The 24,785-nt window shown below is 63.2% G+C and carries 23 protein-coding genes; 13 read left to right on the top strand and 10 right to left on the bottom strand.

Annotated features, from left to right (window positions below):
• Nucleotides 1–51 precede the first annotated feature (51 nt).
• On the bottom strand, nt 52–1,230 hold the full coding sequence (locus NKI73_RS21170; protein ID WP_352632839.1) for an acetyl-CoA C-acetyltransferase: 1,179 nt from the start codon (nt 1,228–1,230) through the stop codon (nt 52–54).
• A 299-nt stretch (nt 1,231–1,529) separates the two neighbouring features.
• Between NKI73_RS21170 and phaR the strand changes: the two genes are divergently transcribed.
• On the top strand, nt 1,530–2,144 hold the full coding sequence (phaR, locus tag NKI73_RS21165; protein WP_352632838.1) for a polyhydroxyalkanoate synthesis repressor PhaR: 615 nt from the start codon (nt 1,530–1,532) through the stop codon (nt 2,142–2,144).
• Between the two features lie 59 nt (nt 2,145–2,203).
• On the opposite strand, the gene NKI73_RS21160 is transcribed toward phaR, so the two are convergent.
• Entirely contained in the window at nt 2,204–3,343 is a 1,140-nt protein-coding gene (locus NKI73_RS21160) for a citrate/2-methylcitrate synthase (RefSeq protein WP_352632837.1), read from the bottom strand.
• A gap of 92 nt (nt 3,344–3,435) precedes the next feature.
• Here NKI73_RS21160 and NKI73_RS21155 point away from each other — a divergent pair, with 92 nt between their 5' ends.
• The 3 genes from NKI73_RS21155 (at nt 3,436) to NKI73_RS21145 (ending at nt 6,674) form a co-directional block, all read left to right on the top strand.
• Nucleotides 3,436–4,524, top strand: a complete 1,089-nt coding sequence (locus NKI73_RS21155; RefSeq protein ID WP_352632836.1) for a citrate synthase/methylcitrate synthase — start codon at nt 3,436–3,438, stop codon at nt 4,522–4,524.
• Nucleotides 4,525–4,702: 178 nt separating this feature from the next.
• Nucleotides 4,703–5,494 (top strand): 3-hydroxybutyrate dehydrogenase, encoded by a 792-nt coding sequence (locus NKI73_RS21150; RefSeq protein ID WP_352632858.1) that lies wholly within the window; start codon nt 4,703–4,705, stop codon nt 5,492–5,494.
• Nucleotides 5,495–5,543: 49 nt separating this feature from the next.
• Nucleotides 5,544–6,674, top strand: coding sequence for a patatin-like phospholipase family protein (locus tag NKI73_RS21145; RefSeq protein WP_352632835.1), 1,131 nt, complete (start codon nt 5,544–5,546; stop codon nt 6,672–6,674).
• A gap of 33 nt (nt 6,675–6,707) precedes the next feature.
• Here NKI73_RS21145 and NKI73_RS21140 read toward each other — a convergent pair whose 3' ends face one another.
• Entirely contained in the window at nt 6,708–7,304 is a 597-nt protein-coding gene (locus tag NKI73_RS21140; protein ID WP_352632834.1) for a helix-turn-helix domain-containing protein, read from the bottom strand.
• Between the two features lie 125 nt (nt 7,305–7,429).
• Here NKI73_RS21140 and NKI73_RS21135 point away from each other — a divergent pair, with 125 nt between their 5' ends.
• From NKI73_RS21135 to NKI73_RS21110, 6 genes are all read left to right on the top strand, one after another.
• The gene (locus tag NKI73_RS21135; RefSeq protein ID WP_352632833.1) at nt 7,430–7,891 is read left to right on the top strand and encodes a (2Fe-2S)-binding protein; all 462 of its coding nucleotides are present in this window, start codon (nt 7,430–7,432) and stop codon (nt 7,889–7,891) included.
• A gap of 2 nt (nt 7,892–7,893) precedes the next feature.
• The gene (locus NKI73_RS21130) at nt 7,894–10,167 is read left to right on the top strand and encodes a xanthine dehydrogenase family protein molybdopterin-binding subunit (RefSeq protein ID WP_352632832.1); all 2,274 of its coding nucleotides are present in this window, start codon (nt 7,894–7,896) and stop codon (nt 10,165–10,167) included.
• Entirely contained in the window at nt 10,164–10,772 is a 609-nt protein-coding gene (locus NKI73_RS21125) for a hypothetical protein (RefSeq protein WP_352632831.1), read from the top strand. The genes NKI73_RS21130 and NKI73_RS21125 overlap by 4 nt, the downstream gene beginning before the upstream one ends.
• 154 nt (nt 10,773–10,926) lie before the next feature.
• Nucleotides 10,927–12,102, top strand: a complete 1,176-nt coding sequence (locus tag NKI73_RS21120) for an efflux RND transporter periplasmic adaptor subunit (RefSeq protein WP_352632830.1) — start codon at nt 10,927–10,929, stop codon at nt 12,100–12,102.
• Between the two features lie 79 nt (nt 12,103–12,181).
• Nucleotides 12,182–15,364, top strand: a complete 3,183-nt coding sequence (locus NKI73_RS21115; protein WP_352632829.1) for an efflux RND transporter permease subunit — start codon at nt 12,182–12,184, stop codon at nt 15,362–15,364.
• Nucleotides 15,365–15,486: 122 nt separating this feature from the next.
• A complete protein-coding gene (locus NKI73_RS21110; protein WP_352632828.1) occupies nt 15,487–15,645 on the top strand; it encodes a DUF3309 family protein in 159 nt (52 codons plus the stop codon).
• 72 nt (nt 15,646–15,717) lie between these two features.
• Here NKI73_RS21110 and NKI73_RS21105 read toward each other — a convergent pair whose 3' ends face one another.
• Nucleotides 15,718–16,677, bottom strand: coding sequence for an NAD-dependent epimerase/dehydratase family protein (locus NKI73_RS21105; RefSeq protein WP_352632827.1), 960 nt, complete (start codon nt 16,675–16,677; stop codon nt 15,718–15,720).
• Nucleotides 16,678–16,772: 95 nt separating this feature from the next.
• Between NKI73_RS21105 and NKI73_RS21100 the strand changes: the two genes are divergently transcribed.
• On the top strand, nt 16,773–17,681 hold the full coding sequence (locus tag NKI73_RS21100; protein WP_352632826.1) for a LysR family transcriptional regulator: 909 nt from the start codon (nt 16,773–16,775) through the stop codon (nt 17,679–17,681).
• Here NKI73_RS21100 and NKI73_RS21095 read toward each other — a convergent pair.
• The 3 genes from NKI73_RS21095 to NKI73_RS21085 all read right to left on the bottom strand — a co-directional run bounded on the left by NKI73_RS21095 (nt 17,645) and on the right by NKI73_RS21085 (nt 20,389).
• Nucleotides 17,645–18,820, bottom strand: a complete 1,176-nt coding sequence (locus NKI73_RS21095; RefSeq protein WP_352632825.1) for an MFS transporter — start codon at nt 18,818–18,820, stop codon at nt 17,645–17,647. The two genes, NKI73_RS21100 and NKI73_RS21095, sit on opposite strands and share 37 nt — an antisense overlap.
• 448 nt (nt 18,821–19,268) lie before the next feature.
• A complete protein-coding gene (locus NKI73_RS21090) occupies nt 19,269–19,577 on the bottom strand; it encodes a DUF1244 domain-containing protein (protein ID WP_352632824.1) in 309 nt (102 codons plus the stop codon).
• A gap of 14 nt (nt 19,578–19,591) precedes the next feature.
• Nucleotides 19,592–20,389 (bottom strand): N-formylglutamate amidohydrolase, encoded by a 798-nt coding sequence (locus NKI73_RS21085; protein WP_352632823.1) that lies wholly within the window; start codon nt 20,387–20,389, stop codon nt 19,592–19,594.
• 287 nt (nt 20,390–20,676) lie between these two features.
• Here NKI73_RS21085 and NKI73_RS21080 point away from each other — a divergent pair, with 287 nt between their 5' ends.
• A complete protein-coding gene (locus NKI73_RS21080) occupies nt 20,677–21,123 on the top strand; it encodes a DUF1036 domain-containing protein (protein WP_352632857.1) in 447 nt (148 codons plus the stop codon).
• On the top strand, nt 21,120–22,556 hold the full coding sequence (gene pyk, locus NKI73_RS21075; RefSeq protein ID WP_352632822.1) for a pyruvate kinase: 1,437 nt from the start codon (nt 21,120–21,122) through the stop codon (nt 22,554–22,556). The genes NKI73_RS21080 and pyk overlap by 4 nt, the downstream gene beginning before the upstream one ends.
• Before the next feature lie 27 nt (nt 22,557–22,583).
• On the opposite strand, the gene NKI73_RS21070 is transcribed toward pyk, so the two are convergent.
• The 3 genes from NKI73_RS21070 to ykgO all read right to left on the bottom strand — a co-directional run bounded on the left by NKI73_RS21070 (nt 22,584) and on the right by ykgO (nt 24,610).
• Nucleotides 22,584–23,651, bottom strand: coding sequence for an alpha/beta fold hydrolase (locus NKI73_RS21070; RefSeq protein WP_352632821.1), 1,068 nt, complete (start codon nt 23,649–23,651; stop codon nt 22,584–22,586).
• 116 nt (nt 23,652–23,767) lie between these two features.
• Nucleotides 23,768–24,373, bottom strand: coding sequence for a tetratricopeptide repeat protein (locus NKI73_RS21065; protein WP_352632820.1), 606 nt, complete (start codon nt 24,371–24,373; stop codon nt 23,768–23,770).
• Between the two features lie 111 nt (nt 24,374–24,484).
• Nucleotides 24,485–24,610, bottom strand: a complete 126-nt coding sequence (gene ykgO, locus NKI73_RS21060) for a type B 50S ribosomal protein L36 (RefSeq protein WP_006203764.1) — start codon at nt 24,608–24,610, stop codon at nt 24,485–24,487.
• Nucleotides 24,611–24,785: the final 175 nt, after the last annotated feature.

Genomic DNA, 24,785 nt, shown 5'->3' with positions numbered 1-24,785 from the left:
CGGACGGCTACCCGCCATTCACCATTTGCCATTCACCATTCACTCTTTTTCTCAGATTGCCTCCACGCACATGGCGACGCCCATGCCGCCGCCGATGCAGAGCGTGGCGAGGCCCTTCTTGGCGCCGCGCCGGCGCATCTCGAAGACCAGCGTGTTGAAGACGCGGGCACCCGAAGCGCCGATCGGATGGCCGATGGCGATAGCGCCGCCGTTGACGTTGACGATCGAGGGATCCCAGCCCATGTCCTTGTTGACGGCGCAGGCCTGCGCTGCGAAGGCTTCGTTGGCCTCGATCAGGTCGAGATCGCCGACCGACCAGCCGGCCTTTTCCAATGCCTTGCGCGAAGCAGGGATCGGGCCGGTGCCCATGATCTGCGGATCGACGCCGGCGGTTGCCCACGACACGATGCGCGCCAGCGGGGTAATGCCGCGCCTCACCGCTTCGGCTTCGCTCATAAGCACAGCACCCGCGGCGCCGTCATTGATGCCGGAGGCGTTGGCGGCGGTCACCGTGCCGTCCTTGTCGAAAGCCGGCTTCAGCTTGGTCATGGCGTCGATCGTGGCGCCGTGGCGGATGTACTCGTCCTGGTCGACGATGGTGTCGCCCTTTTTGCCCTTGATGGTGACGGCGACGATCTCGTCCTTGAACTTGCCGGCCTTCTGCGCGGCCTCGGCCTTGTTCTGCGAGGCGAGCGCGAACTGGTCCTGGTCGTCGCGGGTGATCTGGAACTGACGCGCGACGTTTTCGGCGGTGTTGCCCATGTGATAGCCGTTGAAGGCATCCCACAGTCCGTCCTTGATCATGGTGTCGATCAGCTTGAAGTCGCCCATCTTGACGCCGGCGCGCAGGTGCTGGGCATGCGTCGAAAGCGACATCGATTCCTGGCCGCCGGCGATGATCACCTTGGCATCGCCGGTGGCGATCTGCTGCATGCCGAGCGCAATGGCGCGCAGGCCTGAGCCGCAAACCTGATTGAGGCCCCAGGCGGTAGTTTCCTTGGGCAGGCCGGCGTTGATCGATGCCTGGCGGGCCGGGTTCTGACCCTGCGCGGCGGTCAGCACCTGGCCGAGGATGACCTCATCGACCTCGCCTGGTTCGACACCGGCGCGCGACAGCAATTCCCTGATGACGACGGCACCGAGCTCATGCGCCGGGGTGGCGGCGAAGGCGCCGTTGAAGGAGCCGACCGGCGTGCGCGCCGCACTGGCAATGACGATGGAAGCGGACATTTTCTTCTCCAGACTTCAAGGGTGTTGTTCTGTCGTTGAGGACTTTTCTTGCCCTTTCCCAACCCCAAGTCAAACCGGAAATGGGCATGGCGCCCATGCGGGGCAAGCAGGTCGCGCCTTGCCATGGCGGCCGTTTGTCCATTGCTGCGCAGCATATTTTGCCTGCTATGCAGCATTTAGTGATCCCGCACTGCACAAACTGCTTGGAATTGTGCGGCTTTTGCGCATATCCTCGAAAAAGGCACAATCGTTATCGGCGGCTTACTCAGAGGCGCGCCGGTGTCCCCGGGAGGATGTAGATGGCCGCTAAAGACGATCCGATCATCATCAAGAAATACGCCAATCGCCGCCTCTACAACACCGGCACCAGCACCTATGTGACGCTCGAGGACCTCGCCGAGATGGTCAAGAAGGGCGAGGAGTTCACCGTCCAGGACGCCAAGACCGGTGACGACATCACGCATCCGGTGCTGACCCAGATCATCTTCGAGCTGGAGAACAAGGACGGGCAGAACATGCTGCCGATCCCGTTCCTGCGCCAGCTGATCGCCTATTACGGCGACCAGATGCAGATGATCGTGCCGAGTTTCCTCGAACAATCCATGCTCGCCTTCTCCAAGGAGCAGGAACGCTTTCGCGAGCAGATGAAGGGGGCGCTCGGCAAGTCGCCGCTGGACATGATGAAAATCACCACGCCGATCAAGGCGCTGGAGGAACAGACGCGCCGCAACATGGAAATGTTCCAGAATGCGATGCGGCTGTTCACGCCATTCCCACCGGCGGGCTCCGCGCCAGCCGCTGCGCCGACTCCCGAGCCGGCGGCCAAGAAGGAAACGCCTGACAAGCCCGACGACCTTCAGGAGCTGAAGGACCAGATCGCGGCCATGCAGCGCAAGCTCGACACGATGTCTTGAGACGTTCGATCGCTGCTCGTCCATCTTTTCCGAAGACGGGTACCTTTCGGGGTCATGCCCTACGGCAGCACTCCCACATAGCGGCCGCGCGGCCTGATGATGCTTCCGCTTGTTATCTGTTCGACCGTGTGCGCGGCCCAGCCGACGCTGCGTGCGAGCGCGAACAGGCGGAACGGTGCATCGCGCGGCAAGCCAAGGCTGCGCGTCAGCGCGGCCAGGCCAAGGTCAATGTTGGGAAGCGCGCCGGTCGCTCCACGGGCCGCATCGCACAGCGACGATAATGTGCCGTCAACCTCGATCACCGACAGCAGCGCCTCCGCCCGCGGATCGCCGTCGGGATAGAGCGGATGACCGAACCCCGGCAGCGGCCGGTCGTGGCTGAGCCAGCGCCGGAGCGCCGCATCGGCGCCATGCCCTGCCGCATCCTCGGCCAGTTGCATCACCGCTTCGCCGGCGCCGCCATGGCGAGGGCCTGACAGCGTCGCCAGCCCCGCCAGCAGGCAAGCGGCCAGCGGCGCGCCGGTCGAGGCAGCGACACGGGCGGCGAACGTCGATGCGTTCAGTTCATGGTCCGCGAGCAGGACAAGAGCGCGGCGGATCGCGTCCGCCCCCGTTGCGTCCACCGACCAGTCCCGCGCCAACCGTTGATGGACCGGATCCGACCCCGCCGATGCGCCCAAGGCACCGGCCAGAACGCCGACCGCGTGCGCGGCATCGGCATGCAGCGAGGCGGCGCTGCGCCCGAGTGAAGGCCGCCCCTGGCCGGCAAGCACTGCAAGCTGCGCGAAGGCCGAGGCTCGGCCGGCTTGATGGGGCGCATCCGGCGATGGTGCTCGGAAAGCCACTGGTTGAGGCCGAGCCCAGAGCACGGCGGCTGTTTCTTCCAGTGTGGCACTCGCCGAAAGCGCGACGGCGTCCTGGCCACGATAGACAAGGCGACCGTGCAAGACGGTCGAGATCAAGGTGACGATCGACGGTTCGCCCCAGGCAATGGCGCTTTCGGCGATGGCCGACGGGCTCCGTCCGCGCGCCCGACGAATGGCCAATGCGGCAATATCGTCGGCGCGATACTGGCTGCGGCGCGGATCGGTCCGGTCGGGCCGCATGCCGATGCGCCCACGGCTGACATAGGCGTACAGCGTCTGCGCCCGCACCTTGAGGCGTTCAAGTGCTTCTTCCCGGGACAACCACTCGGTCATATCGAACTCTGATATTGATTCTATTGATCAAGATTGATGGACATGTTGCCCAGCCTTATCTCCAATCCGCAAACGCTTCAAGGAGACAGGCTATGGCGAATGGGCTCGATGACGTGGTGGCGGCGGAAACTGTGCTCTCCGACGTGGATGGCTTGGGCGGCCGTCTGACGATCCGGGGTCATTCGCTGCCGGAACTGGCCGGCCGCTGGAGCTATGCCCAGGTGGTTCGGCTGCTGCTCGGTGGCTTTTTCGATGACCTTCCCGATGATGCGGAACTGACGCGGGCTCTCGGCCAGGCGCGTGCTAACGTGTTCGAGCGGCTTTCGCCCTCGCTGCCCTTGCTGGCATCGCTCCATGTCTACAGCGCCATGCGCGCCGGCATGGCGCTGCTGCCGGACGACGACACGCTGACGGGCGCCTTGCTGTTGATTTCGGCGCCAGCGGTGCTGACGCCGGCCCTGCTTCGCCTGCAGCGCGGCGAGGAGCCGATCGCGCCGGACAGCCGGGCCGATCATGCCGCCGATATGTTGCGGATGCTAAGCGGCGCAACTGCGTCACCGGCGCTGGCAAAAGCGCTCGACACCTATCTGGTGACGGTCTGCGATCACGGTCTCAATGCATCGACCTTTGCGACACGCGTGGTCGCGTCGACGCAGGCCGGCCTGACATCGTCCGTGTTGGCCGGGCTCGGCGCGCTCAAGGGGCCGCTGCACGGCGGCGCCCCCGGCCCTGTCATCGAGATGCTGGATGCAATCCAAGCGCATGGCGATGCGGCCGACTGGCTGCGCGACGAGGTCGCGCACGGCGAGCGCATCATGGGCTTTGGGCATCGCATCTACCGCGTGCGCGATCCGCGCGCCGATGTGCTGAAAGCGGTGGTGCGGCAACTCGGCGGCGAGGGCGAAACCGGCCGCCGGCTGGCTTTCGCGGAGACAGTGGAACAAGCGGCGCTCGAGGTACTGCGGGTCGCCAAGCCGTCGCGCTCGCTGCAGACCAATGTCGAGTTCTATACCGCGCTGCTGTTGGAAGCGGCGGGCTTTTCCAGCCAGGCGTTCAGCAATGTCTTTGCCGCCGGGCGTGTCGCCGGCTGGATCGCGCATGCGCGCGAGCAGCAGACGACCGGTCGGATGATCCGGCCGCAGTCGCGCTATGTCGGGCCGGTGCCGGACCTGGTTGCCTGAAGCTCTCTTTGCTTTGCGGGGAAGGACGGGGCGATCCAGCCTACGCCCTTCCTGGGAGCGGCTGCGGCCGCTCATGACGAAAATTTCATCTCACCGCACAAGTCCGGCCGCTGTTATTGCGTCGCATTGAGCATATATGCTGCACTGCAACATAGACTGCTTTTGCCGCAACCAGAGGATTCCGCCCTTGGCCACCAGAAAAACCGCTGTCATCACCGGCTCCACATCGGGCATTGGCCTGGCTATCGCCCAGGCGCTGGCGGCCGAAGGTCACAACGTCGTCGTCAACTCCTTCTCCGACACGGAAGCCGACCACGCCATCGCCGGTGCGATCGCCAAACAGCACGGCGTAAAGACGGCCTACATCAAGGCCGACATGTCGAAACCGGCTGAATGCCGGGCGCTGGTCTCTAAGGCGGCAGAAACGTTCGGGTCGGTCTATATTCTGATCAACAATGCCGGCATCCAGCATGTCGCGCCGGTGGAAGACTTCCCGATCGAAAAATGGGATGCCATTATCGCGATCAACCTGTCTTCGGCGTTCCACACCATCGCAGCCGCCATTCCGCTGATGAAAAAGGCCGGCGGCGGCCGGATCGTCAACATCGCCTCGGCGCATGGCCTGGTCGCGTCGCCGTTCAAGTCGGCCTATGTCGCGGCCAAGCACGGCATCATGGGGCTGACCAAGACCGTCGCGCTCGAACTGGCGCGTGACAAGATCACCTGCAACGCCATCTGCCCGGGCTATGTGCTGACGCCGCTGGTCGAGGCGCAGATTCCCGACCAGATGAACGCCCACGAGATGGACCGCGAGACCGTCATCCGCGAGGTCATGCTGGACAAGCAGCCGACCAAGGAATTCGTCACGGTCGAGCAGATCGCGGCAGCAGCGGTGTTCCTGTGTTCGGACGCGGCGGCGCAGGTCAACGGCACGCATCTCTCGGTCGACGGCGGCTGGACCGCCGCGTGAGGTCCAAAATTTTCTCATCTACCAAACGGGACAGATCAAGGACGACGCCATGACCAAAAACGGCAAGGCGGAGGAGACGAAGAAGATCAACATCGCACTTCAGGGCGGCGGCTCGCACGGCGCCTTTTCCTGGGGTGTGCTCGACCGGCTGCTGGAGGACGGCAGGCTGGAGATATCGGCAGTGTCCGGCACCAGCGCCGGTGCCATGAACGCGGTGGCGCTGGCCGACGGTTTTGTCCGCGGCGGGGTTGAGGGTGCAAGACAAAAACTCGACGATTTCTGGCGCGCGGTGGCGGCTAAGGGCCGGTTCAGCCCGGTGCAGCGCATGCCGTGGGATGTCGCCTGGGGCAACTGGTCGATCGAGAACACGCCCGGCTATGTCTTCTTCGACACCATGTCACGGGTATTTTCGCCCTATGTCGCCAACCCGCTCGGCCTCAACCCGCTGCGCGACGTGGTCGAGCAGGAGATCGATTTCGCCAATGTCCGTGCCTGCAAGTCGATGGAGCTGTTCATCTCGGGGACCAATGTCGAAACCGGACAGTTGCGCGTCTTTTCCGACGGCGAGATCGACCTCGACACGGTGATGGCGTCGGCCTGCCTGCCGCAACTGTTCCGCGCCGTCGAGATCAAGGGCGTGCCCTATTGGGACGGCGGCTATGGCGGCAATCCGGCGCTTTATCCGTTCTTCAAGACGGCGGCGACCGAGGACGTGCTTCTGGTGCAGATCAATCCGGTGGTGCGTGAGGGAACGCCGAGGAGCGCCAACGAGATCCAGAACCGCATCGACGAGATCACCTTCAATGCCGGGCTGCTGCGCGAATTCCGTTCGATCGCCTTCGTCAAGGAACTGATCGCCGCCGGCCGTCTGCCGCATGGCGAATACCGCGATATCCGCATGCACCGCATCGATGCCGACGAGGCGTTCAAGGACCTGTCGGCATCATCGAAAGTGAATGCCGAATGGGCGTTTCTGACCTATTTGCGCGATCTTGGCCGCACCGCCGCGACCGACTGGCTAGAAGAGAATTACGACGCTGTCGGCAAGCACCCGACGCTCGATCTGTCCGGCGAACTCGATGACGGTTTCAAACCGGTGCGCGGCCCCGCACCTGGCCGGCGGGTCAAGGAATTCCTCGCTGTGCGCAAGAATCCCGAGGTGGTTCGCCGTCGCGCTTAAACGGCCAATCGATGTTCATCGATTGGCCCGCGATCATGCTTTCAGGGTGAGGTCGATCACCCTAATCAGGGCGGCGGCTGCCTGTCGCTGCCCCTGGGGATCGCTGATCCGCGCCTTCATGCCTTCCAGCCCGTCGAGCAGCATGTCGGCAAGCAGTTGCGTCGACAGGCCCCTGGCCGCCAGATCGACGCCGTTCCTGGCTGCCTCGCCCTCGATCGCGGCGGCAATATGTTTGCCAAGCCCGCCGCGCCAGCAGCCGACCAGATCGGCAAGGCTCGATTTCATGTCCAGCAGTTCGGCGCCGTGCGGCGAGGCAATGACCGCGCTCATCATCGAGATGAAGGCCTCGTCGATGGCTCGCATCATGCGCTCGGTGAAAGTGCCGTCGCCGGCCAGAGCCACCTTTGCCGCTTCGACCGAGCGCGACAGGATCATCATGGCGATGGCGCGGAAAATGTCGGTCTTGTTCTTGAACAGGAGATAGAGCGCCGGGCGCGACATGTCGGCGGCGCGGGCGATGTCGTCCATGGTGGTGCGGGAGAAACCGTAGGCCAAAAACACCTTCATCGCCCCATCCAGGATACGGACGCGTTTGGGGTCGGCTGCGGCGATGTCTTCGATCTGATTCATGGAGCAATTCTACCCTGCAAAATCCTTATTGACAAAATGACGTAATTTGTCAATCTGTATCGGGACGAAGCGACCCAAGAGGGTGCTTTGCCTTCGGGCAATGGACGACAACAAAGGGTATCCCCATGCGCCTCACCGTCGACGGACAGTCATTCGATATCGACGCCGATCCGGACATGCCGATGCTGTGGGCGCTACGCGATCTCATTGGCAAGACCGGACCGAAGTTCGGCTGCGGCATTGCCGCCTGCGGCGCCTGCACGGTTCATGTCGACGGTCAGCCGGTGCGTTCCTGCTCGCTTCCGGTCGGCCAGGTCAGCGGCGCCGTCACCACCATCGAAGGCATCGGCACGGCGGGCAGACTGCATCCGGTGCAGCAGGCATGGCTGGAGGAACAGGTCGCGCAATGCGGCTACTGCCAGGCCGGCCAGATCATGAGCGCGGTGGCGCTGCTCGACGAGGTCGCTGACCCGAGCGACGCCGACATCGACAACGCCATGGGCGGCAATCTCTGCCGCTGCGGCACCTATCCCAGGATTCGCTCGGCCATCAAGAAGGCCGCGGCGCTCAAGACGGCGGGGCTCTGACCATGGCCAGTGTCGGAAAGATCGCCCGCCGCACGTTCCTGATTGGCGCTGCCGCTGTCGCGGGCGGCGTTGCCGTCGGCTACTACTATTATCGCAAGCCCTTTCCGAACCCGCTCGAGGCCGATCTCGGGAAGGGCGAGGCGACCTTCAACCTCTATGTGAAGATCGGTGCCGACAACACCATCACCATCGTCGCGCCGCGCGCCGAGATGGGACAAGGCATTTCGACCACGCTTGCCGCCATGGTCGCCGAAGAACTCGATGTCGGCCTCGATCGGATCAAGGTCGAGCACGGCCCCGCCTCCTACGCCTATTACAACGCAGCGATCTTGGAAGAGGGCGGTCCGTTCGCCTTCTTCGACGAGAGCATGACCGCGCAGGCGGTGCGCTCAGGTCTCGGCGTGGTCGGCAAATTCCTTGCCCTGCAGGGCACGGGTGGTTCGGCTTCGACACGCGACGGTTTTGACAAGATGCGGCAAGCGGGCGCGGCCGCCCGGCAGATGCTGATCGCGGCTGCGGCGCAAAAACTGGGTGTCGCCGCCGCCGATCTGGAAACGGCCGACGGTTCGATCCTGCACAAGGCGTCTGGCAAATCGCTGACCTATGGGGCGGTCGCCGCGGCCGCTGCCGCGATGGTGCCGCCGGCCGAAGTCAGGCTCAAGGATCGAGCCGACTGGAAACTGCTGGGAAAGCCGCAGAAGCGCATCGACATGCTGGCCAAGGTCACCGGTGCGCCGATCTTCGGCATCGATGTCCGGCTGCCGGATATGCTCTACGGCACGGTCAAGATGAGCCCACGCTTCTGGTCGAGGCCGGTCAAGGCGGACCTATCGAGGGCCGAGAAAATGCCCGGCGTGATCAAGATCGTGCCGCTCGAGACGAATTACGGCCATGGCTTCGGGATCATCGCCGAAAACACATGGGCGGCGTTCAAGGCCGCCGAGGTGATCGACGCCCAGTGGTCCGATCCCGAATATCCGCTCAGCAGCGCCGCCATATCCGATGTGCTGAAGCAGGCGCTTGGCACCAAGGGTTCGGTGATGCGCGACAATGGCGATGTCGACAGCGCCTTTGCCGATGCGCCGCGCGAAAGGATCGTCGAAGCAGATTATGCGGTGCCCTATCTGGCGCACGCGACGATGGAGCCGATGAACGCGACGGCGCAGCTTAGGGATGGCGCGCTCGACATCTGGTGCGGCAACCAGGCGCCGACCCTGGTGCGGCAGCTGTGTGCCAACGCGGTCGGTGTCGAGCAGGACAGGATTACCGTGCACACCACCTTCATGGGTGGCGGTTTCGGCCGGCGCGTCGAGGTGGATTACGCGCTATGCGCCGCGCTGATGTCGAAGGAGACGGGCGGGCGTCCGATCAAGGTGACCTGGACGCGCGAAGAAGACATGCGTCACGACGCCTACCGGCCGGCCGCTATCGGCAAGTTCCAGGCGCGGCTCGGCGACGATGGTATGCCGGTCGCCGTCGACATGAAGATGGCCTCGCCATCGGTGATTGCCGGCACGCTGCGCCGGCTGTTTCCCTCGATATCGCCGCTCGGTCCCGACAAGACCATTGTCGATGGCGCCTATGACCAGCCCTACACCATCCCGAATTACCGGGTCAGCGGTGTCGCGGCGGCGGTCTCCATCCCTGTCGGTTCCTGGCGCTCGGTCGGCAGTTCGGTCAACGGCTTCTTCCATGAGGGGTTCATGGACGAGATCGCAGTCGCCGGGAAAGTCGACCCGGTCGAGATGCGCAAGACGCTGATGGCCGCCTATCCCTCGGCGGTGAAGGTGGTGGAGAAAGTCGCCGCGATGGCGAAATGGGGTGAGGCGCTGCCCGCCGGCAAGGCCAAGGGCATGGCGTTCACGCTGTCCTTCGGCAGTTGGGTCGGCGAGATCGTCCAGGTGGCGGATACGCCGGCCGGCATCCGTATCGAGAAGGTGTGGATCGCCGCCGATGTCGGCACCGCGCTCGATCCCGGCATCATCGAGGCGCAGCTGATCTCCGCCGCCATCTATGGACTGGCGGCAGCGATGGGCCAGGAGATCACCTTCGCCGACGGCATGGTCGAACAGTCGAACTTTCACGATTTCGATGCCATGCGGATCTTCCAGTGCCCGGTCTTCGAAGTCGCCATCCTGGAAAACTTCCACAAGATGGGCGGCGTCGGCGAGGTCGGCACACCGCCGGCAGCATCAGCCTTGGCCAACGCCATCTTCGCGTTGACCGGCAAGCGCATCCGGACGCTGCCTTTGTCCAAGGAGGTGGCCTTCGCATGAAAAGGTTCCTCATCATGCTGACGCCTGCTGCCATGCTCGTCCTCGCGATGCCGTTTGCAATCGCGCAAGAGAGCCAGACGCCGGCGCCAGCGACGGTCGACGCAGCAAAAGGCCTGTCCGAATGGGACAAGGTCTATGCGGTGTTCTCGCATCCACGCTGCGCCGACTGTCATGTCGCGGACGACCGGCCGCGCTGGTCCGGCGCGCATCATGGCGGCACTCGCGTTCACGCCTTCAATGTCCAGCGCGGTGCTGATGGATCGGGCTTCGGCAATCCGGGCCTGCGCTGCACGACTTGCCATTTCTCCAGCAATTCCAATGCATTGCATGGGCCACCCGGAGCCGAGAACTGGCATCTGGCGCCGGCCGAGATGGCCTGGTTCGGCAAATCCTCGGCCGAAATCTGCGCCCAGATCAAGGATCCCCTGCGCAATGGCAACCGCAGCTTGAAGGATATAGCGCTGCATGTTCGCGACGACAGGTTGGTCGCCTGGGGCTGGGCGCCGGGGTCGGATCGTGAACCGGCTCCGGGCTCTGCCGAAGCAACATATCAAGCTATCGAAACCTGGGCGGCGGCGGGCGCATCTTGTCCGGTGGCGCAATGATCTTGCAACTTTCGGACTATATTGCGGTGCAACTTTGATGTAGAAGCGCGCTTCGCCGATCACGGCAAATTGAACACGGCTTGGCGCGCACCCATATCGGCGACGCGCCCGCGTTATGAGGACGCTGGCCGAACCCGCAGTGGAAAAAACGACGATGCCGAGAATCAGGTTTCACAAGCTTGCAGCCATTGTTGTGCTCATTGGTTTCGCGGCCTGGATGGCGACAGGCGAGTTTTCGTCGGTCGGCAGCGTAGCCGCCGAAAAAGCCAAGGCAGCCGAAGTCGAGCAGGCCAAGGCGCCGGACGCCAACAAGCCCAAGACGGCGGAAGCCGAGCCGAAGGCACCACTGCGCGCCGTCGCGGTGGTGACGCCGCCGCGCAAGACATATGCACGCGCCATCCGCATTTCCGGGCTGACCGAAGCCGACAAGCGGGCGGTGCTGGCGACTCGCGTCGCCGGTGTCATCGACAAGCTGCCGGTCAAGCAAGGCCAACACGTCAAGAGCGGCGATCTGGTGATGATGCTTGCGGCGGAAGAAAAGATCTCGATGGTCGACAACGCCAGGCAATTGGTTGTGCAGCGTCAGGCCGAGTTGGAAGCATCGCTGCGGCTGATGAAGTCAGGCAATTTGCCGAAGCTGCAGCTCGACACCGCGCGCTCCAATCTGACCCTGGCGCAATCGCAGCTGGATACCGCGCAGGCCGAGCTTGACCGCAACGAAGTCAAGGCGCCGTTTGACGGCGTTATCGACAGGGTGCCGGTGGAACTTGGCAGTTCCATAATGCAGGGCGGCGAGGTGGCAACCATCCTCAAGCTTGACCCGGTGATTGCCCGCGGCGAAGTCAGCGAGCGCGACCTGGGCTATCTCAAGCTCGGCGACAAGGCCAATATACGACTGGTCAGCGGGCAGACCGTCGAAGGCACCGTGCGTTATATCAGCCGCGACGCATCATCGGCGACCCGCACCTTCCGCGTCGAGGTGGCGATCCCCAATGGCGACGGCTCCGTGCCGGCCGGTATGACGGCGGAAATCGCGCTCAACGCGCAACCGACCGACGCGGTTCTGCTGCCGCGCTCGGTGGTGACACTCGGCGACAAGGGCGACCTCGGCATCCGTGCCGTCGGCAAGGACAACAAGGTGGCGTTCTTCCCGATCGACCTCGTCGACGACACGCCGACCGGCCTCGTGCTCGGCGGCATCCCGGCCGACGCGCGTATCATCGTCGCCGGCCAGGAGCTGGTGAAGGAAGGCGACCTGGTCAATCCGGTCGATGCCGACCAGGCGACCATCAAGAAGCTGCTCGGCGAAGCGACTGCAGGCACGCAGTAGCACAGATCCTACGGATCAGCCCTGGGCTGGGACAATCGGCTGCGACGCAGCTCCTGCAATTCAACGACAGGCGTTAGCCATGGATATCGTCAGACTCGCAATCAACAATGCCCGCCTGACCATCTCGGTCCTGGTCTTCCTTCTGCTGGCGGGCTGGGTCGCCTATCAGGCGACGCCGAAGGAAGCGGAACCCGACGTTCCGATTCCGATGATGTATGTCAGCCTGATATACCAAGGCATTTCGCCCGAGGATTCCGAGCGGCTTCTGCTACGGCCGATGGAAAGCAAGCTGAAGAGCCTGAAGGGCCTCAAGGAAATGCGCTCGGCCGCCTTCCAGGGTGGCGGCTATGTAATGGTCGAATTCCAGCCGCAGACCAATCTGGCGACGGCGTTGCAGGACACGCGCAGCAAGGTGCAGGACGGCAAGGCCGATCTGCCGCAGGCGGCCGAAGAGCCAGTCGTTACCGAAATCAACATCTCGGAATTCCCGGTGATGGTCGTCACGTTGTCGGGCGAATTGCCCGAACGTGTGCTGACCGCCGCCGCGCGCGAACTGCGCGACCGCATCGAAGAGGTGCCCGGCGTTCTCGAAGGCTCGCTGCAGGGCTCACGCGACGATCTCGTCGAAGTCGTCATCGACCCCATGAAGCTGTCGTCCTATGGGTTGCAGCTTGATCAGCTGATCGGCGCGGTTGGCAGCTCCAACAGTCTGGTTGCCGCCGGCAACATCGAGGGCGCGGAGGGCAAATACGCCGTCAAGGTGCCGTCGCTGATCGAGACGCCCGAGGATGTGGCTGCGCTGCCGGTCGTCGCCGGCGCCAACGCCGTCGTGCAAGCCAAGGACATCGCGACGATCCGTTCGACCTTCGCCGACGCCACGACTATCACGCGCCTCAACGGCAAGCCGGCAATCGCCATCGAAATCAAGAAGCGCATCGGCGCCAATCTGATCGACACGCTCACCAAGGTGAAGGAAGTCTCCGACACCTTCGTCAAAGCGATGCCCGAGGGCATGCACGTCACCTACACGCAAGACAAGTCCGTCTTTGTCAACCAGCTGCTCGGCGACCTGCAGAACCACGTGATGATCGCCGTCATCCTGGTGTTCATCGTCATCCTTTACGCGCTGTCCGGCCGAGCCTCGCTGCTGATCGGTCTCGCCATTCCGTCGTCCTTCCTGATCGGCATCCTGCTACTGGCGATGATGGGCTACACGATCAACATGATCGTGCTGTTCAGCCTCATCCTGGCCGTCGGCATGCTGGTCGACGACGCCATCATCGTCACCGAGTTCGCCGAGCGACGGATGAGCGAAGGCATGCCCAAGGAGGAAGCCTTCGCGCTGGCCGCCAAGCGCATGGCCGGCCCGGTCATCGCCGCGACGATGACGCGCATCGCCGCTTTCTCGCCGCTGCTGTTCTGGCCGGGCATCATCGGCGACTTCATGAAATACATGCCGATCACGCTGATTGTCACGCTGTCGGCCTCGATGCTCTACGCGCTGGTGTTCGCGCCGACGCTCGGAGCGATCTTCGCCAAGGCGCCGCAGCATCACGAGGATGACCACCGCGACGGCTGGTACATGGCCGTGGTCAAGCAGGCAGTGCGATTCCCAATCACCGTGCTGGTCCTTACTGTCGTCTTGTTGAGCGGTGTGTTCGTTGGCTATGTGAAGTATGGCGCGGGTGTGGAATTCTTTCCCAGCGTCGAGCCTGATTACGGCCTGCTCTACGTTCATGCCCGCGGCAACCTTTCGCTGGCCGAAATGGACACCGCGACGAAGATTGCGGAAAACAGGATGCTCGGCTGGCCCGGCATCAAATCGGTCTATACCCGCGTGGGCAGGACGCAGGGCGGCGGCCAGGACGTTCCGGAAGATGTGGTCGGCGTTATCAACTATGAGTTCATCGACTGGCGCGAGCGCAAATCCGCGAACGATATCCTGAACGATCTGCGTGGCGTCATGGCCGGCATTCCAGGCGTCGATGTCGAGGTGCGTGTGCCGGAGGCCGGACCACCGACCGGCAAGCCGATCCAGATCAGGCTTTCGGCGATCGATCCGAAAGGGCTCGACGATAAGGCGCGCGCCGTCGCGGAGCGCATCGCCAAGGTGCCCGGCGTCATCGATATTTCCGATGGTCTGCCGCCGCCCGGCGTCGACTGGGCGATCGAGGTCGACCGCGCAAAAGCTGCGCAATACGGCATCAGCCCGACGGCAGTCGGAACCGTGGTGCAGCTGGTGACCAACGGGTTGAAGCTCTCGGAATACCGTCCGGCCGGCGCAGACGATGCCGTCGACATAAGGCTGCGCCTGCCCGAAGACCGGCGCACGTTGTCGACGCTCGACGAGTTGCGGGTGCAGACCGCGCAAGGCTCTGTGCCGATCTCGAATTTCGTCGTGCGCAAACCCGAGCCGACGGTTGGTATCCTCAACCGCATCGACGGTGCTCGAACAGTGGTCGTGCAGGCCAACGTCGCCGCTGACGCCCAGGTCGCGACCGTGCAGGAGCAGGTCACCAAGGCCGTCTCCGATATGGATCTGGGCAGCGGCATCCGCTGGAAGCTGGCTGGCTCGAACGAGGACAGCGCCGAAGCCAGCGCCTTCCTCAGCAAGGCCTTCGGAGCGGCGATCTTCCTGATCTTCCTGGTGCTTCTGGCGCAGTTCAACAAGTTCACCAGCGTCTGGCTGGTGCTGTCCTGCGTGGTCATGGCGACGATCGGCGTGTTCCTCGGCCTGCTGATAACAGGCGAGACGTTCGGCATCGTCATGTCGGGCATCGGCGTCATCGCGCTGGCCGGCGTGGTGGTGAACAACAACATCGTGCTGATCGATACCTATGACCGGCTGCGCGAAGAGGGCTGGGACAAGGTCGAGGCGGTGCTGCAGACTTGCCGCGAACGCGCCCGCCCCGTGGTGCTGACGGCGGTGTCGGCCATTCTCGGCGTGCTGCCAATCGCCTTCGGCCTTGGCCTCGAAATCTTCCATCACGAGACGACGATCAACGCGCCGTCGACGCAATGGTGGATTTCGCTGTCGTCGGCGATCGTCTTCGGCTTGTCCTTCGCCACGGTGCTGACGCTGGTGGTGACGCCGTCGATGCTGATGGTGTTCACCCGCGCCAAGGTCAGGCCGGGCGCGCGGCGTGGCTGGTTCAGCCGGCTGTTCCGGCGCGGCAAGGGCGAGATCTCGTCGACCGATGCGTCGGGACAGGACGATGCCGGAGCAGAGCCGGAGATCGCCTTTCCAAAAGCCGCCGAATAGACCACCTGTCTGCGTTTCTCTGACGCAAAGGCCGCCTGGAACAACCGGGCGGCCTTTGCATTGTTCTCCCAAGAGCAATGCGAAGCGTTGTCACCGGAGCAATGTTGTGCAGGGAGTTTCCCATGCCGATCACCACCATTATCATCATCGTCCTGGTTCTCGTGCTCATTGGCGCCGTGCCGGCCTGGCCGCATTCGCGTTCTTGGGGTTATGGACCGTCCGGCATTCTTGGCGTGGTGCTGGTGGTGCTCCTGGTGCTGGTGTTGATGGGGCGGGTCTGACGAGTTTTCAGTGTGTTGAGAGACTTCTCGGTGCAAGAGATTGGATGGGCAGGCTGTGACCCGCCGGGCCTGTCAGGCGGCTTTCGCGGTGCCATTCACGGTGGCGATGCCGATATCCTCGAGAGCCTCGGTGACCGCCTGGTCGAGCGGTGTATGGGGAATCGCACCGATGATGCCTTCCAGCCTTGCCGAAGCCAGTTGGTGCGGCTCGAAGCGCAGATAGGACATCGAAACGATCTCGCGCCACATTGCCACGAACGGGCTGCCGGCACGCAGCACCCACCAGGCCATCGAGGTCATCTTGAGCGGGCGGCCAACGGCCCTCTCGGCGGCGGCCTTGATCTCCAGATCGGTGACTGCATGGCCGGGAAAGTTCAGTGCTTCATAGTAGCCGAGCTTGTCGAGATTGCGAGCCAACGCAACGAAGCCTACGGCAAAGTCCGGCAGATAGGCCCACTCATGCACCAGATCGGCAGGGCCGGGCGCGGTATAGATGCCCTTGCTTATCTTGGCGGCGACGACCAGATCGAACCAGGAGCCGCTACCGCTGCCGCCGAAAAAATCGCCGGCGCGCAGAATGATGGTGCGGACGCGGCCCGCTTCGGCTTCACGGCGGAACAAATCCTCCATGGCGCAGCGGATGCGGCCCTTCTCTGTCGTCGGGTGGAACGGCGTGTCTTCCGTGATCACCGCCGGCATCGGCGAGCCGTAATTGTAGACGGTGCCGGGGAAGAGGTGCAGCGTGTCATTTGCATGGCAAGCGGCCATGACGTTCTCGGCCATCGGCAGGCACTTGCCCCAGTCGGTGTAAATCGGGTTGAGGCCGTTGAAGACGATATCGACACCTGCCGTAGCGCGGACCAGCGATTGACGGTCCAGCGCATCGCCGGCAACCGCCGTAGCGCCCTTGAGTTCGGCCGGCACCTTGCCGGTACGGGTGACGGTGCGGACGTCGAAGCCGGCGTCGATGAAAGCTTTGGCGACGACGCGGCCGAGCCGGCCATTGGCACCGAGAATTGCGATCTTGGTCATTTCTGGTCTCCGTGTTTGTGTTTGCAGCCTGAACATGATCGCTTCGCAAGTGAATTGAAATTGACAATGATTGGCGCTCTGATATTCATAAATGAATGGCTGAAATCGACTGGAACCTGATCAAGAGCTTCGTCACGGTGGCGGAAACCGGCAGCCTGTCGGCTGCCGCGCGAAAGCTCTCGGCCAGCCAGCCGACACTCGGCCGTCACATCGGCGAACTCGAACAGGCGCTTGATATCACGCTGTTCCGGCGTGGGCGGCGCGGCTATGAACTGACCGAAGCCGGCAGCACGCTGTTCGAACGCGGCAAGGCGGTCAGCGAGCAGGCAAGCGCCTTTTCACTGCTGGCGCTGGGATCGGTCGAGGCAATCGAAGGCACGGTGCGCATAGCAGCCAGCGAAGTTGTCGCCGCCTATGTGCTGCCGGAGATGACGGCGCGGCTAGGGATCGAGGAGCCGGGTATCGAGGTTGAGGTCGTCGCCTCCAATCAGGTCGAGAACCTGCTGCGTCGGGATGCCGACATCGCCATCCGCATGGTCAAGCCGGCGCAGAATGAACTGGTGGCACGCAAGGTCTGCGATATTCCGCTTTGCGCCTGCGCGGCCAAATCCTATCTCGACCGGCGCGGCCGTCCTCTGGAGCCATCCGGCCTTGTCGACCACGATCTGGTCGGCTTCGACCGCAGCGACGAGATCATCAGGGGCTTCACCCAGTATGGCATCCCTGTTACGCGGAGCAGTTTCCGCTTCAGGGCCGACAATCAGATCGTCTTTTGGGAGGCGGTGCGAGCGGGAAACGGCATCGGTCTCGGCCAGCAGCCGCTGGTCGACCGTGATCCATCGGTGGAGAAATTACTGCCTGGGCTGCCATTGCCTATCCTGCCGGTATGGCTGGCCATGCATCGCGACGTGCGCACCAGTGTACGCATCCGCCGCGTGGCAGATTTCCTCTACGAAGAGCTGAAACTTTATTCGGCCGGCGCGGCAGCGAATTCGGCGCGGTGAGCAAGCCCGGCCATCGACAGCACGACGATCAGCAGCCCCGACATGGCCACGAAGATTGGGCCGAAGCTCGAATGCTCGGCAACGAAGCCGATCGCAGACGGTGCCACCAAGATGCCGGAATAGCCCATTGTGGTGACGACGCTCATGCCGGTGCCCGACGACATGCCTTCCTGGTTGCCGCCGGCCGAGAAGATGATCGGCACCATGTTGGCGATGCCGAAGCCGCACAAGGCAAAGGCGGCGATTGCAAGCCAGGGCGAGGGCGACAGTCCGGCGATCAGCATGCCAGCTGCCGCGACAACCGCCGAGCCGCGTAGCGTTGCCACCGCGCCGAAGCGGTTGCGTACGCCGTCGCCGAAGAACCGCATGATCGCCATGACACCGGAAAAGGCGGCGTAGGCGAGACCGGCGATGGCAAGGTCTGCGCCGAGTTCCTGCCTGAGATACAGCGCCGCCCAGTCAAGCACCGCACCTTCGGAAACCATCGTCAGCAGCGCCATCAGGCCGACGAGGTAGACCAGCGGGTTGGCCGGCAGCGTGAATTTGTGATGCGTGGCCGCCTGCGGCCTGTTCTCGCCGATCAGATAGCCAACCGCCACCGCGATCACCGCGAAGGCGAGCACAGTCACCACCGCCGCGTGGGCGAGATGGCCGTAGGTCTGGATGGCGAAGCCGCCTAGACCGCCGCCGGCGAAACCGCCGAGGCTCCAGAAGCCATGCGACGACGACATGATGGCGCGGGAGAGCCGCCGTTCGACCACCACGGCATTGGCGTTCATGGCGACGTCCATGCCGCCGATCGAGCCGCCGAAGATGAACATGGCGATGGCTGCCAGCGGCACATTGGGCGCCAGCGCCACGACCAGCAGGCCGAGGCTGCCGCAAAGGCCGAACCAGCGCAGCACGGTGCGCGAACCATGTCTGGAGATCAAATGACCGCACCAGGTCATGGCGGCGACGGCGCCGGCGCCGAACAGCAGGATCAATAGCCCGAGCGTGAATTTCGAGATGTCGAGCCGGGTCAGGAACACCGGAATCTGAGGCGCCCAGCTACCGGTCAGGAAGCCGTTGGCAAGGAAAATGGCCGCGACGGCCCATCGTCCGCGAATGGCAGTCTGCATGGCTGTTGACGCGTTCATAAGGCGAATCCGGTCAGAAAATGGCTTCGCGCCGCAAATTAGATCGATTCAATTTCTAGTCAAGCGCTGTATGTGGGGAAATGCTTGGACCAAAGGGCGAGATAGGATCGCATCGTTCGTGGCGGACAACCTACGTTGGAGATTAGCGGAAACGCTTCTCTCTTCGTCATCCACGGGCGGAGCAAGGAGCGCAGCGACGCGGCGCAGACCCGAGGATCCATGCCGCGACTCCTGAGCGATGCTATGGTGCGGAACTAGCTCTAGCTGGAGCGCCACGACCATTATTCTGAACCGCTATGCTTGTGCCAACCCTCGCGGCATGGATCCTAGGGTTTGCGCCGCGTCGCTTCGCTCCTTGCTTCGCCCTAGGATTGTGAAGTTGAGTGGGCCTAGCCATACGAGACGCCGGAAGAAGGTGGACGGGGACCGATCGCCCCACAAGGTTTGTCTAGTGGTCCTTGGGACGCCTTGCCTCGAATTCGGCTTTCTTGGCGTCAGAGGCCTCGATTTGGTTGAGTGCCTGCCATTGCTCGTAAGGCATGCCGTAGACGATCTCGCGCGACTGGTCCTTGCTGAGGTCGATGCCCTCGGCATTGGCCGCCTCGCGGTACCAGTTCGACAGGCAGTTGCGGCAGAAGCCGGCAAGGTTCATCAGGTCGATGTTCTGCACGTCGCTGCGTTCGCGCAGATGTTCGACCAGGCGGCGAAAGGCGGCGGCCTCAAAATCGCGTTGCTGCTCGTCGCTGAGTTCGGTCATGGTCACAGCCTCCGTCATTGCGGCCCGGTGCGGGAGCCGAATTGCTTGACCACATGTATATCGGGACGGAGGTCGATCGCGTCAACGATCGGCGCCAGCCGTTCGGCCCATGCCAGAGCGCCCTTCTGGTCTGCTATCAGATCCTGGCGGATCTCGATCAATGCATGAGCAAAACCGTTGACGATGGCGTGCTTGTACATGGTGTCGCCTCGCAGTGCGCCGTCATAGGGCTCGTTATCGCCGACGACGAGGTCTTTGTCCTCGGCCAGCATGTCTATCAGCGGCCGCGCCACCCGGTCGTCGAGGTCCCACAGGATACCGACATGCCAGGGACGCAGTATCCCTTGCATGGCAGGCGTGAAGGAATGCACCGAGAAGATGAAGGGCGCCTGTGCAGAGGCCCGCGCGACCGAGGCAATCATGGCGCCGACGGCATCGTGATAGGGCCGGTAGAAGCCATCGAGCCGCCTTTCGCGCTCCTCGGGAGCGATGGGGTAATTACCGGGCACGACAGTGCCGTCATAGAGCTGGCGAATGAGTGTCGGATCGTCTTCGCCGCGATTGGGATCGATCAGCAGCCGCGAAAAATTGGCAAGCACCGCCGGTACGCCAAGCAGAGCGGCCAGTTCGCGCGTCACCGTTTCGACGCCGATGTCATAGGCGATGTGGCGGTCGAACTCCGCCGCAGGCAGGCCGAGGCTGCCATAGTCGTCGGGCAGGTCGCGGCGGGCATGGTCACACAGGAGCACGATGCCTCGCTTGCGGTCACCTTCGACAATGTCGAAAGGCGCGAAAACTGTGGATCGGGTCATTGATGGGAAATGGTCTGTTCGCTGGCTTCCGGGGAGGATGCTATCGTCATTCCACGAAGACGACGCTTGCGCAATGCCGTTGTTTGGCCAAGGTTTCCCGAGAAATCTGGCAGAGGTCGGCGAATTGTGCGCCGGAGCCTTTCTAAATCGATTGGAATTGAACAAAACGGTGCGTTGACATGCGCCCGGACTTTTCCGAAAAGGGGCGCAGAGAGATGCTGATGTGGTTCTTGAGGGGTTTTCGGATGGGTTCCGCCGGCAGGCAGCGCACGCGCTCTGCCTTTGCCATGCCGCTCCTGATCCTTGTCGTCGGCCTGTCGGCTATGGTCATGGCCTCGCCGGCGCGTGCCGATTTCCGTGTCTGCAACGCCACGCAGAACCTGGTCGGCGTCGGTATCGGCTATCGCGCCAAGGCCGGCTGGATCACCGAGGGCTGGTGGCACATCGAGGGATCGAGCTGCAAGACGCTGATCGAAGGGCCGCTGTCATCAAGGTTTTACTATCTTTATGCAGAAGACGCCGAGCGCGGTGGACGCTGGGACGGCCCGATCAACATGTGCGTGGCTGAAAAAGAGTTCAAGATCGCCGGCGTAACCGATTGCGTCGCCCGGGGCTTTCAGCGCGCCGGATTCCAGGAATATGACACGGGCGAACAGGCAAGCTGGATGGTCCAGCTGACCGATGAGTCCACAACGGGAGGCGCTCCAGCCGCCCCGGGAACAAACAGTCAATGAGACGTAGCCGCAAGGTCAAGATCCTAGCCACCATCGGTCCGGCCTCCTCGTCGGAGGAGATGCTGAAGAAGCTGTTCGAAGCTGGTGCCGACGTGTTCCGCATCAATATGAGCCATACCGATCACGAACTGATGCGCACGCTGGTCGGACGCATCCGCGCTGTCGAGGAAGCGGTTGGCCGGCCGATCGGCATCATGGCCGACTTGCAAGGGCCCAAGCTGCGCGTCGGCAAGTTCGCCAATGGCAAGGAAGTGCTGACCGTCGGCCAGACTTTTACACTCGACGACAATCCCGAGCCCGGCACCTCGACCAGGGTCTATCTGCCGCATCCGGAAATCCTGACCTCGGTCGAAGCCGGTCATCGCCTGCTGATCGATGATGGCAAGCTCGAGCTGAAGGCGGTGAAGAGCAACGGCAAGTCGATCGTCTGCACGGTCGTCGCCGGCACCACGATCTCCGACAAGAAGGGCGTCAGTCTGCCCGACACCGACCTGCCGGTTGGTGCGCTGACCGAGAAGGACCGCAAGGATCTCGATGCCGTGCTGGCCACAGGCGTAGACTGGGTTGCGTTGTCCTTCGTGCAGCGGCCGGAGGATCTTGCCGAGGCGCGCAAGATCGCGCGCGGCCGGGCGCTGATCATGGCCAAGATCGAAAAGCCGCAGGCTGTCGCCCGGCTGGCCGAGATCATCGAACTGTCCGACGCGCTGATGGTCGCCCGCGGCGATCTCGGCGTCGAGATGCCGCTCGAGGCGGTGCCTGGCATCCAGAAGCAGATCACGCGCGCGGCGCGCCGCGCCGGCAAGCCGGTGGTGGTTGCGACACAGATGCTGGAATCGATGATCACAGCACCCGTGCCGACCCGCGCCGAGGTGTCGGATGTTTCGACCGCAGTCTTCGAAGGCGCCGATGCCATCATGCTGTCGGCGGAATCGGCGGCGGGCGCCTATCCCGTCGAAGCCGTGGCGATGATGAACCGTATCGCCACCAAGGTCGAAACCGATCCGACCTATGCCGGCATCATCAACGCCCAGCGTTCCGAGCCGGAAGCGACCGGTGCCGACGCCATTTCGCTGGCTGCGCGTGAGATCGCCGAAACGCTGAAGCTGTCGGCGATCATCACCTATACGGCATCCGGCACCACGGGCCTGCGCGCCGCCCGCGAGCGTCCGCAAGTGCCGATCATCGCGCTGTCGCCGATCGTCAACACGGCGCGGCGGCTGTCGCTGCTATGGGGCACGCATTGCGTCGTCTCACCCGACGCAATCGATCTTGACGACATGGTCGACCGCGCCTGCCGCATCGCCTTCGAGGAAGGCTTCGGCAAGCCCGGCGACCGCGTCATCATCACAGCCGGTGTGCCGCTGAGGACGCCAGGCTCGACCAATATGCTGCGCATCGCCTATGTCGGATCGGACGTGCAGACTAGCCGTTAGATCGACCGTCCGAACCGGCAGGCGTGATCAGGTCGGCGCGAGTTCGGCCTGCGGCACCTTGATATCAGCGCATCTGCCGGCGCCATAAGCATCGCCGGCAATGCGCGCTTCCACTGTCTTGGCCATTGCCTGCAGGTCGATCTTCTTGCCAGCGACCTTCTCGATGGCGCCGACGGCCAGGTCGGGCGCAATCCAGTCCGGCTTGTGGCCGAGATTGTGCACCCAGATGAGTTGGGCGCCCGGTATGTCGCGCTGGAGGCCGATCGAGTGAATCTGCGCATAGACGACCTTGTCGCGATCACCCGAAATGACCACGGTTGGGGCCTTGATCTGATTGTAGTGCGGTGCGGCGCCAAGGGCGTAGCGATAGAGCCCGGCGACATCGGTGGCGTTGGCGCGAAAGGCCGATGGCCGCAGCACTAGCGGGATCGAAGCCACGGCAACATAGTTGTCCGGCACCTTGTTGGGCGAGAAGACGCAGGTCGTGGCGTCTTCCATCCGCAGCGTTCCCGTCGGATAGGTCAGCGTCTCGGAAAACAGCCAGCCAATCACCGGAATGGTCGTCAGATCATAGTACCAGGAGGTTGCGCCGCCCGGCCATGGATGGGTTGCCGGTGCCAGAAAGACCAGGCCGAGCGTCCTGTCGGGATGCTCGCGGCCGAACGCCGATGTCACCACACCACCGAAGGAATGGCCGACGACAACAGCCTTCCTGATGCCGAGACGGTCCATCAGCGCGGCGATGGTGTTGGCCTGCGCCGACGGGTCCTCGTTGTTGCCGGGACCACGACCCGACCAGCCGTGGCCTGGCCGGTCGAAGAACAGCATTTCGGCGCGGCCTTCGAGCAATGGCCGCAGCGGCAGCATCTGATCCCTGAGATTGGCACTGGCGCCGTGGACGAAGACGATCGGCGGCAATTCGGCGTTAGCGGGCCCCGGAATATGGACATAGTGGATGCGGGCGCCATCGATGTCGGCAAACTCGCCAATCGACGGATTGCGACGTTCGATCAGCCATGAGCCGGCGCGGGTGACGCCGACAAAGCCGAAGACAAGCGCCATCAGAAAGGCAAGGGCAGCGTAGATCAGGTTCATGGGGAGAGATACGGGGGTGGAGGGGGATAAGTTGTGCAGTAGCGAATAGGCAGTAGGCAGTAGGAATGTGCGTAACGCGATCTGCGCCTACTGCCTAATCCCTACTGCCTATTCCCTTAAATGCCTTCTCCAGCAAGCTCTTCCGAAAGCGTGCCGACCTGGTCCTGGGCGCTGCGCATCATTGGATAGATCGCCAGAACCTTCTGCCAGGCCTCGAGTGCCGATTGCTTGTGGCCGGTCAGCGCCATGATCTGCGCCAGGCCGGAGAGCGCGCCGAAATGGCGCGGCTCGAGTTGCAGCGTATGATCGATGTCGGACATCGACTTGCCGTAGTTTTTCATCATGAAATGCACGGTGGCGCGCCGATTCCAGCCTTCGGCGTAGGTCGGCTGCAAGGTCACGACCTGGTCGAGGAAATCGAGCGCAACGTCGAATTTCTGGCCTTCGACTGCCTTCTGCGACCATTGCATCATCAGGTCGATCGAGGCGCTGCCGGACTGGGACCACTCATTCCAGATGTTGCCGGCAATGCGCTCGGCTGCCTTTTCGTTGCGCTCACGCTTCAGGTCACCGAACAGCTGGTCGAGACGGGCCTGTTTCGTCATTGCCACCGGTGGCGCGTTCTGGGTGGCCGGCGGAGCGACAGCATCATCCGCCCGCGCCGGGCCATAAACGGCACCGGAAACAAGCAGAGATGTCAAAAATGCAAAAAGAATCCGCATCGCCGGACTCTAATCCCGGGCGGCGGAACGTCAAACTGAATTTGGCGTGAAGGGGCCGGCAGGCGGGCAACAAGCATCAACAGGCGGAGGCAACAGCCTCCAGCCCTAAACTCAGCCCTGGCGTGCCTTGTAGCGCGGGGCGGTCTTGTTGATGATGTAGATGCGGCCCTTGCGGCGAACCAGCTGGTTGTCGCGGTGACGCGCCTTCAGCGCCTTGAGCGAATTCTTGATCTTCATGGTCTTGCCTGTCGGTGTGGACCCTGTCCGGGTCGAAATTTTAAGGCGCGCCAGAAGACGCGCCTTTGAACTGTGGGTGGCTCATAAACGAGGAGCCTTGTCCGTGTCAACCGCAAGCGTCAATAGCGGATGTGATTCATCCCTATCATCAAATATCCGCCATCTCCACCTGGCG

This window comes from Mesorhizobium sp. M0496 (assembly GCF_040321205.1).
Lineage (GTDB): Bacteria > Pseudomonadota > Alphaproteobacteria > Rhizobiales > Rhizobiaceae > Mesorhizobium.
Note: the sequence above shows the minus strand (reverse complement) of the source record. Positions and strands in the feature narration are given on the sequence as shown.

Bases quoted from the DNA above. Each gene is read 5' to 3' on its own strand.
- NKI73_RS21170 (WP_352632839.1), bottom strand. From the start codon at position 1,230: ATGTCCGCTTCCATCGTCATTGCCAGTGCGGCGCGCACGCCGGTCGGC.
- phaR (WP_352632838.1), top strand. From the start codon at position 1,530: ATGGCCGCTAAAGACGATCCGATCATCATCAAGAAATACGCCAATCGC.
- NKI73_RS21160 (WP_352632837.1), bottom strand. From the start codon at position 3,343: ATGACCGAGTGGTTGTCCCGGGAAGAAGCACTTGAACGCCTCAAGGTG.
- NKI73_RS21155 (WP_352632836.1), top strand. From the start codon at position 3,436: ATGGCGAATGGGCTCGATGACGTGGTGGCGGCGGAAACTGTGCTCTCC.
- NKI73_RS21145 (WP_352632835.1), top strand. From the start codon at position 5,544: ATGACCAAAAACGGCAAGGCGGAGGAGACGAAGAAGATCAACATCGCA.
- NKI73_RS21140 (WP_352632834.1), bottom strand. From the start codon at position 7,304: ATGAATCAGATCGAAGACATCGCCGCAGCCGACCCCAAACGCGTCCGT.
- NKI73_RS21135 (WP_352632833.1), top strand. From the start codon at position 7,430: ATGCGCCTCACCGTCGACGGACAGTCATTCGATATCGACGCCGATCCG.
- NKI73_RS21130 (WP_352632832.1), top strand. From the start codon at position 7,894: ATGGCCAGTGTCGGAAAGATCGCCCGCCGCACGTTCCTGATTGGCGCT.
- NKI73_RS21125 (WP_352632831.1), top strand. From the start codon at position 10,164: ATGAAAAGGTTCCTCATCATGCTGACGCCTGCTGCCATGCTCGTCCTC.
- NKI73_RS21120 (WP_352632830.1), top strand. From the start codon at position 10,927: ATGCCGAGAATCAGGTTTCACAAGCTTGCAGCCATTGTTGTGCTCATT.
- NKI73_RS21115 (WP_352632829.1), top strand. From the start codon at position 12,182: ATGGATATCGTCAGACTCGCAATCAACAATGCCCGCCTGACCATCTCG.
- NKI73_RS21110 (WP_352632828.1), top strand. From the start codon at position 15,487: ATGCCGATCACCACCATTATCATCATCGTCCTGGTTCTCGTGCTCATT.
- NKI73_RS21105 (WP_352632827.1), bottom strand. From the start codon at position 16,677: ATGACCAAGATCGCAATTCTCGGTGCCAATGGCCGGCTCGGCCGCGTC.
- NKI73_RS21100 (WP_352632826.1), top strand. From the start codon at position 16,773: ATGGCTGAAATCGACTGGAACCTGATCAAGAGCTTCGTCACGGTGGCG.
- NKI73_RS21095 (WP_352632825.1), bottom strand. From the start codon at position 18,820: ATGAACGCGTCAACAGCCATGCAGACTGCCATTCGCGGACGATGGGCC.
- NKI73_RS21090 (WP_352632824.1), bottom strand. From the start codon at position 19,577: ATGACCGAACTCAGCGACGAGCAGCAACGCGATTTTGAGGCCGCCGCC.
- NKI73_RS21085 (WP_352632823.1), bottom strand. From the start codon at position 20,389: ATGACCCGATCCACAGTTTTCGCGCCTTTCGACATTGTCGAAGGTGAC.
- NKI73_RS21080 (WP_352632857.1), top strand. From the start codon at position 20,677: ATGCCGCTCCTGATCCTTGTCGTCGGCCTGTCGGCTATGGTCATGGCC.
- pyk (WP_352632822.1), top strand. From the start codon at position 21,120: ATGAGACGTAGCCGCAAGGTCAAGATCCTAGCCACCATCGGTCCGGCC.
- NKI73_RS21070 (WP_352632821.1), bottom strand. From the start codon at position 23,651: ATGAACCTGATCTACGCTGCCCTTGCCTTTCTGATGGCGCTTGTCTTC.
- NKI73_RS21065 (WP_352632820.1), bottom strand. From the start codon at position 24,373: ATGCGGATTCTTTTTGCATTTTTGACATCTCTGCTTGTTTCCGGTGCC.
- ykgO (WP_006203764.1), bottom strand. From the start codon at position 24,610: ATGAAGATCAAGAATTCGCTCAAGGCGCTGAAGGCGCGTCACCGCGAC.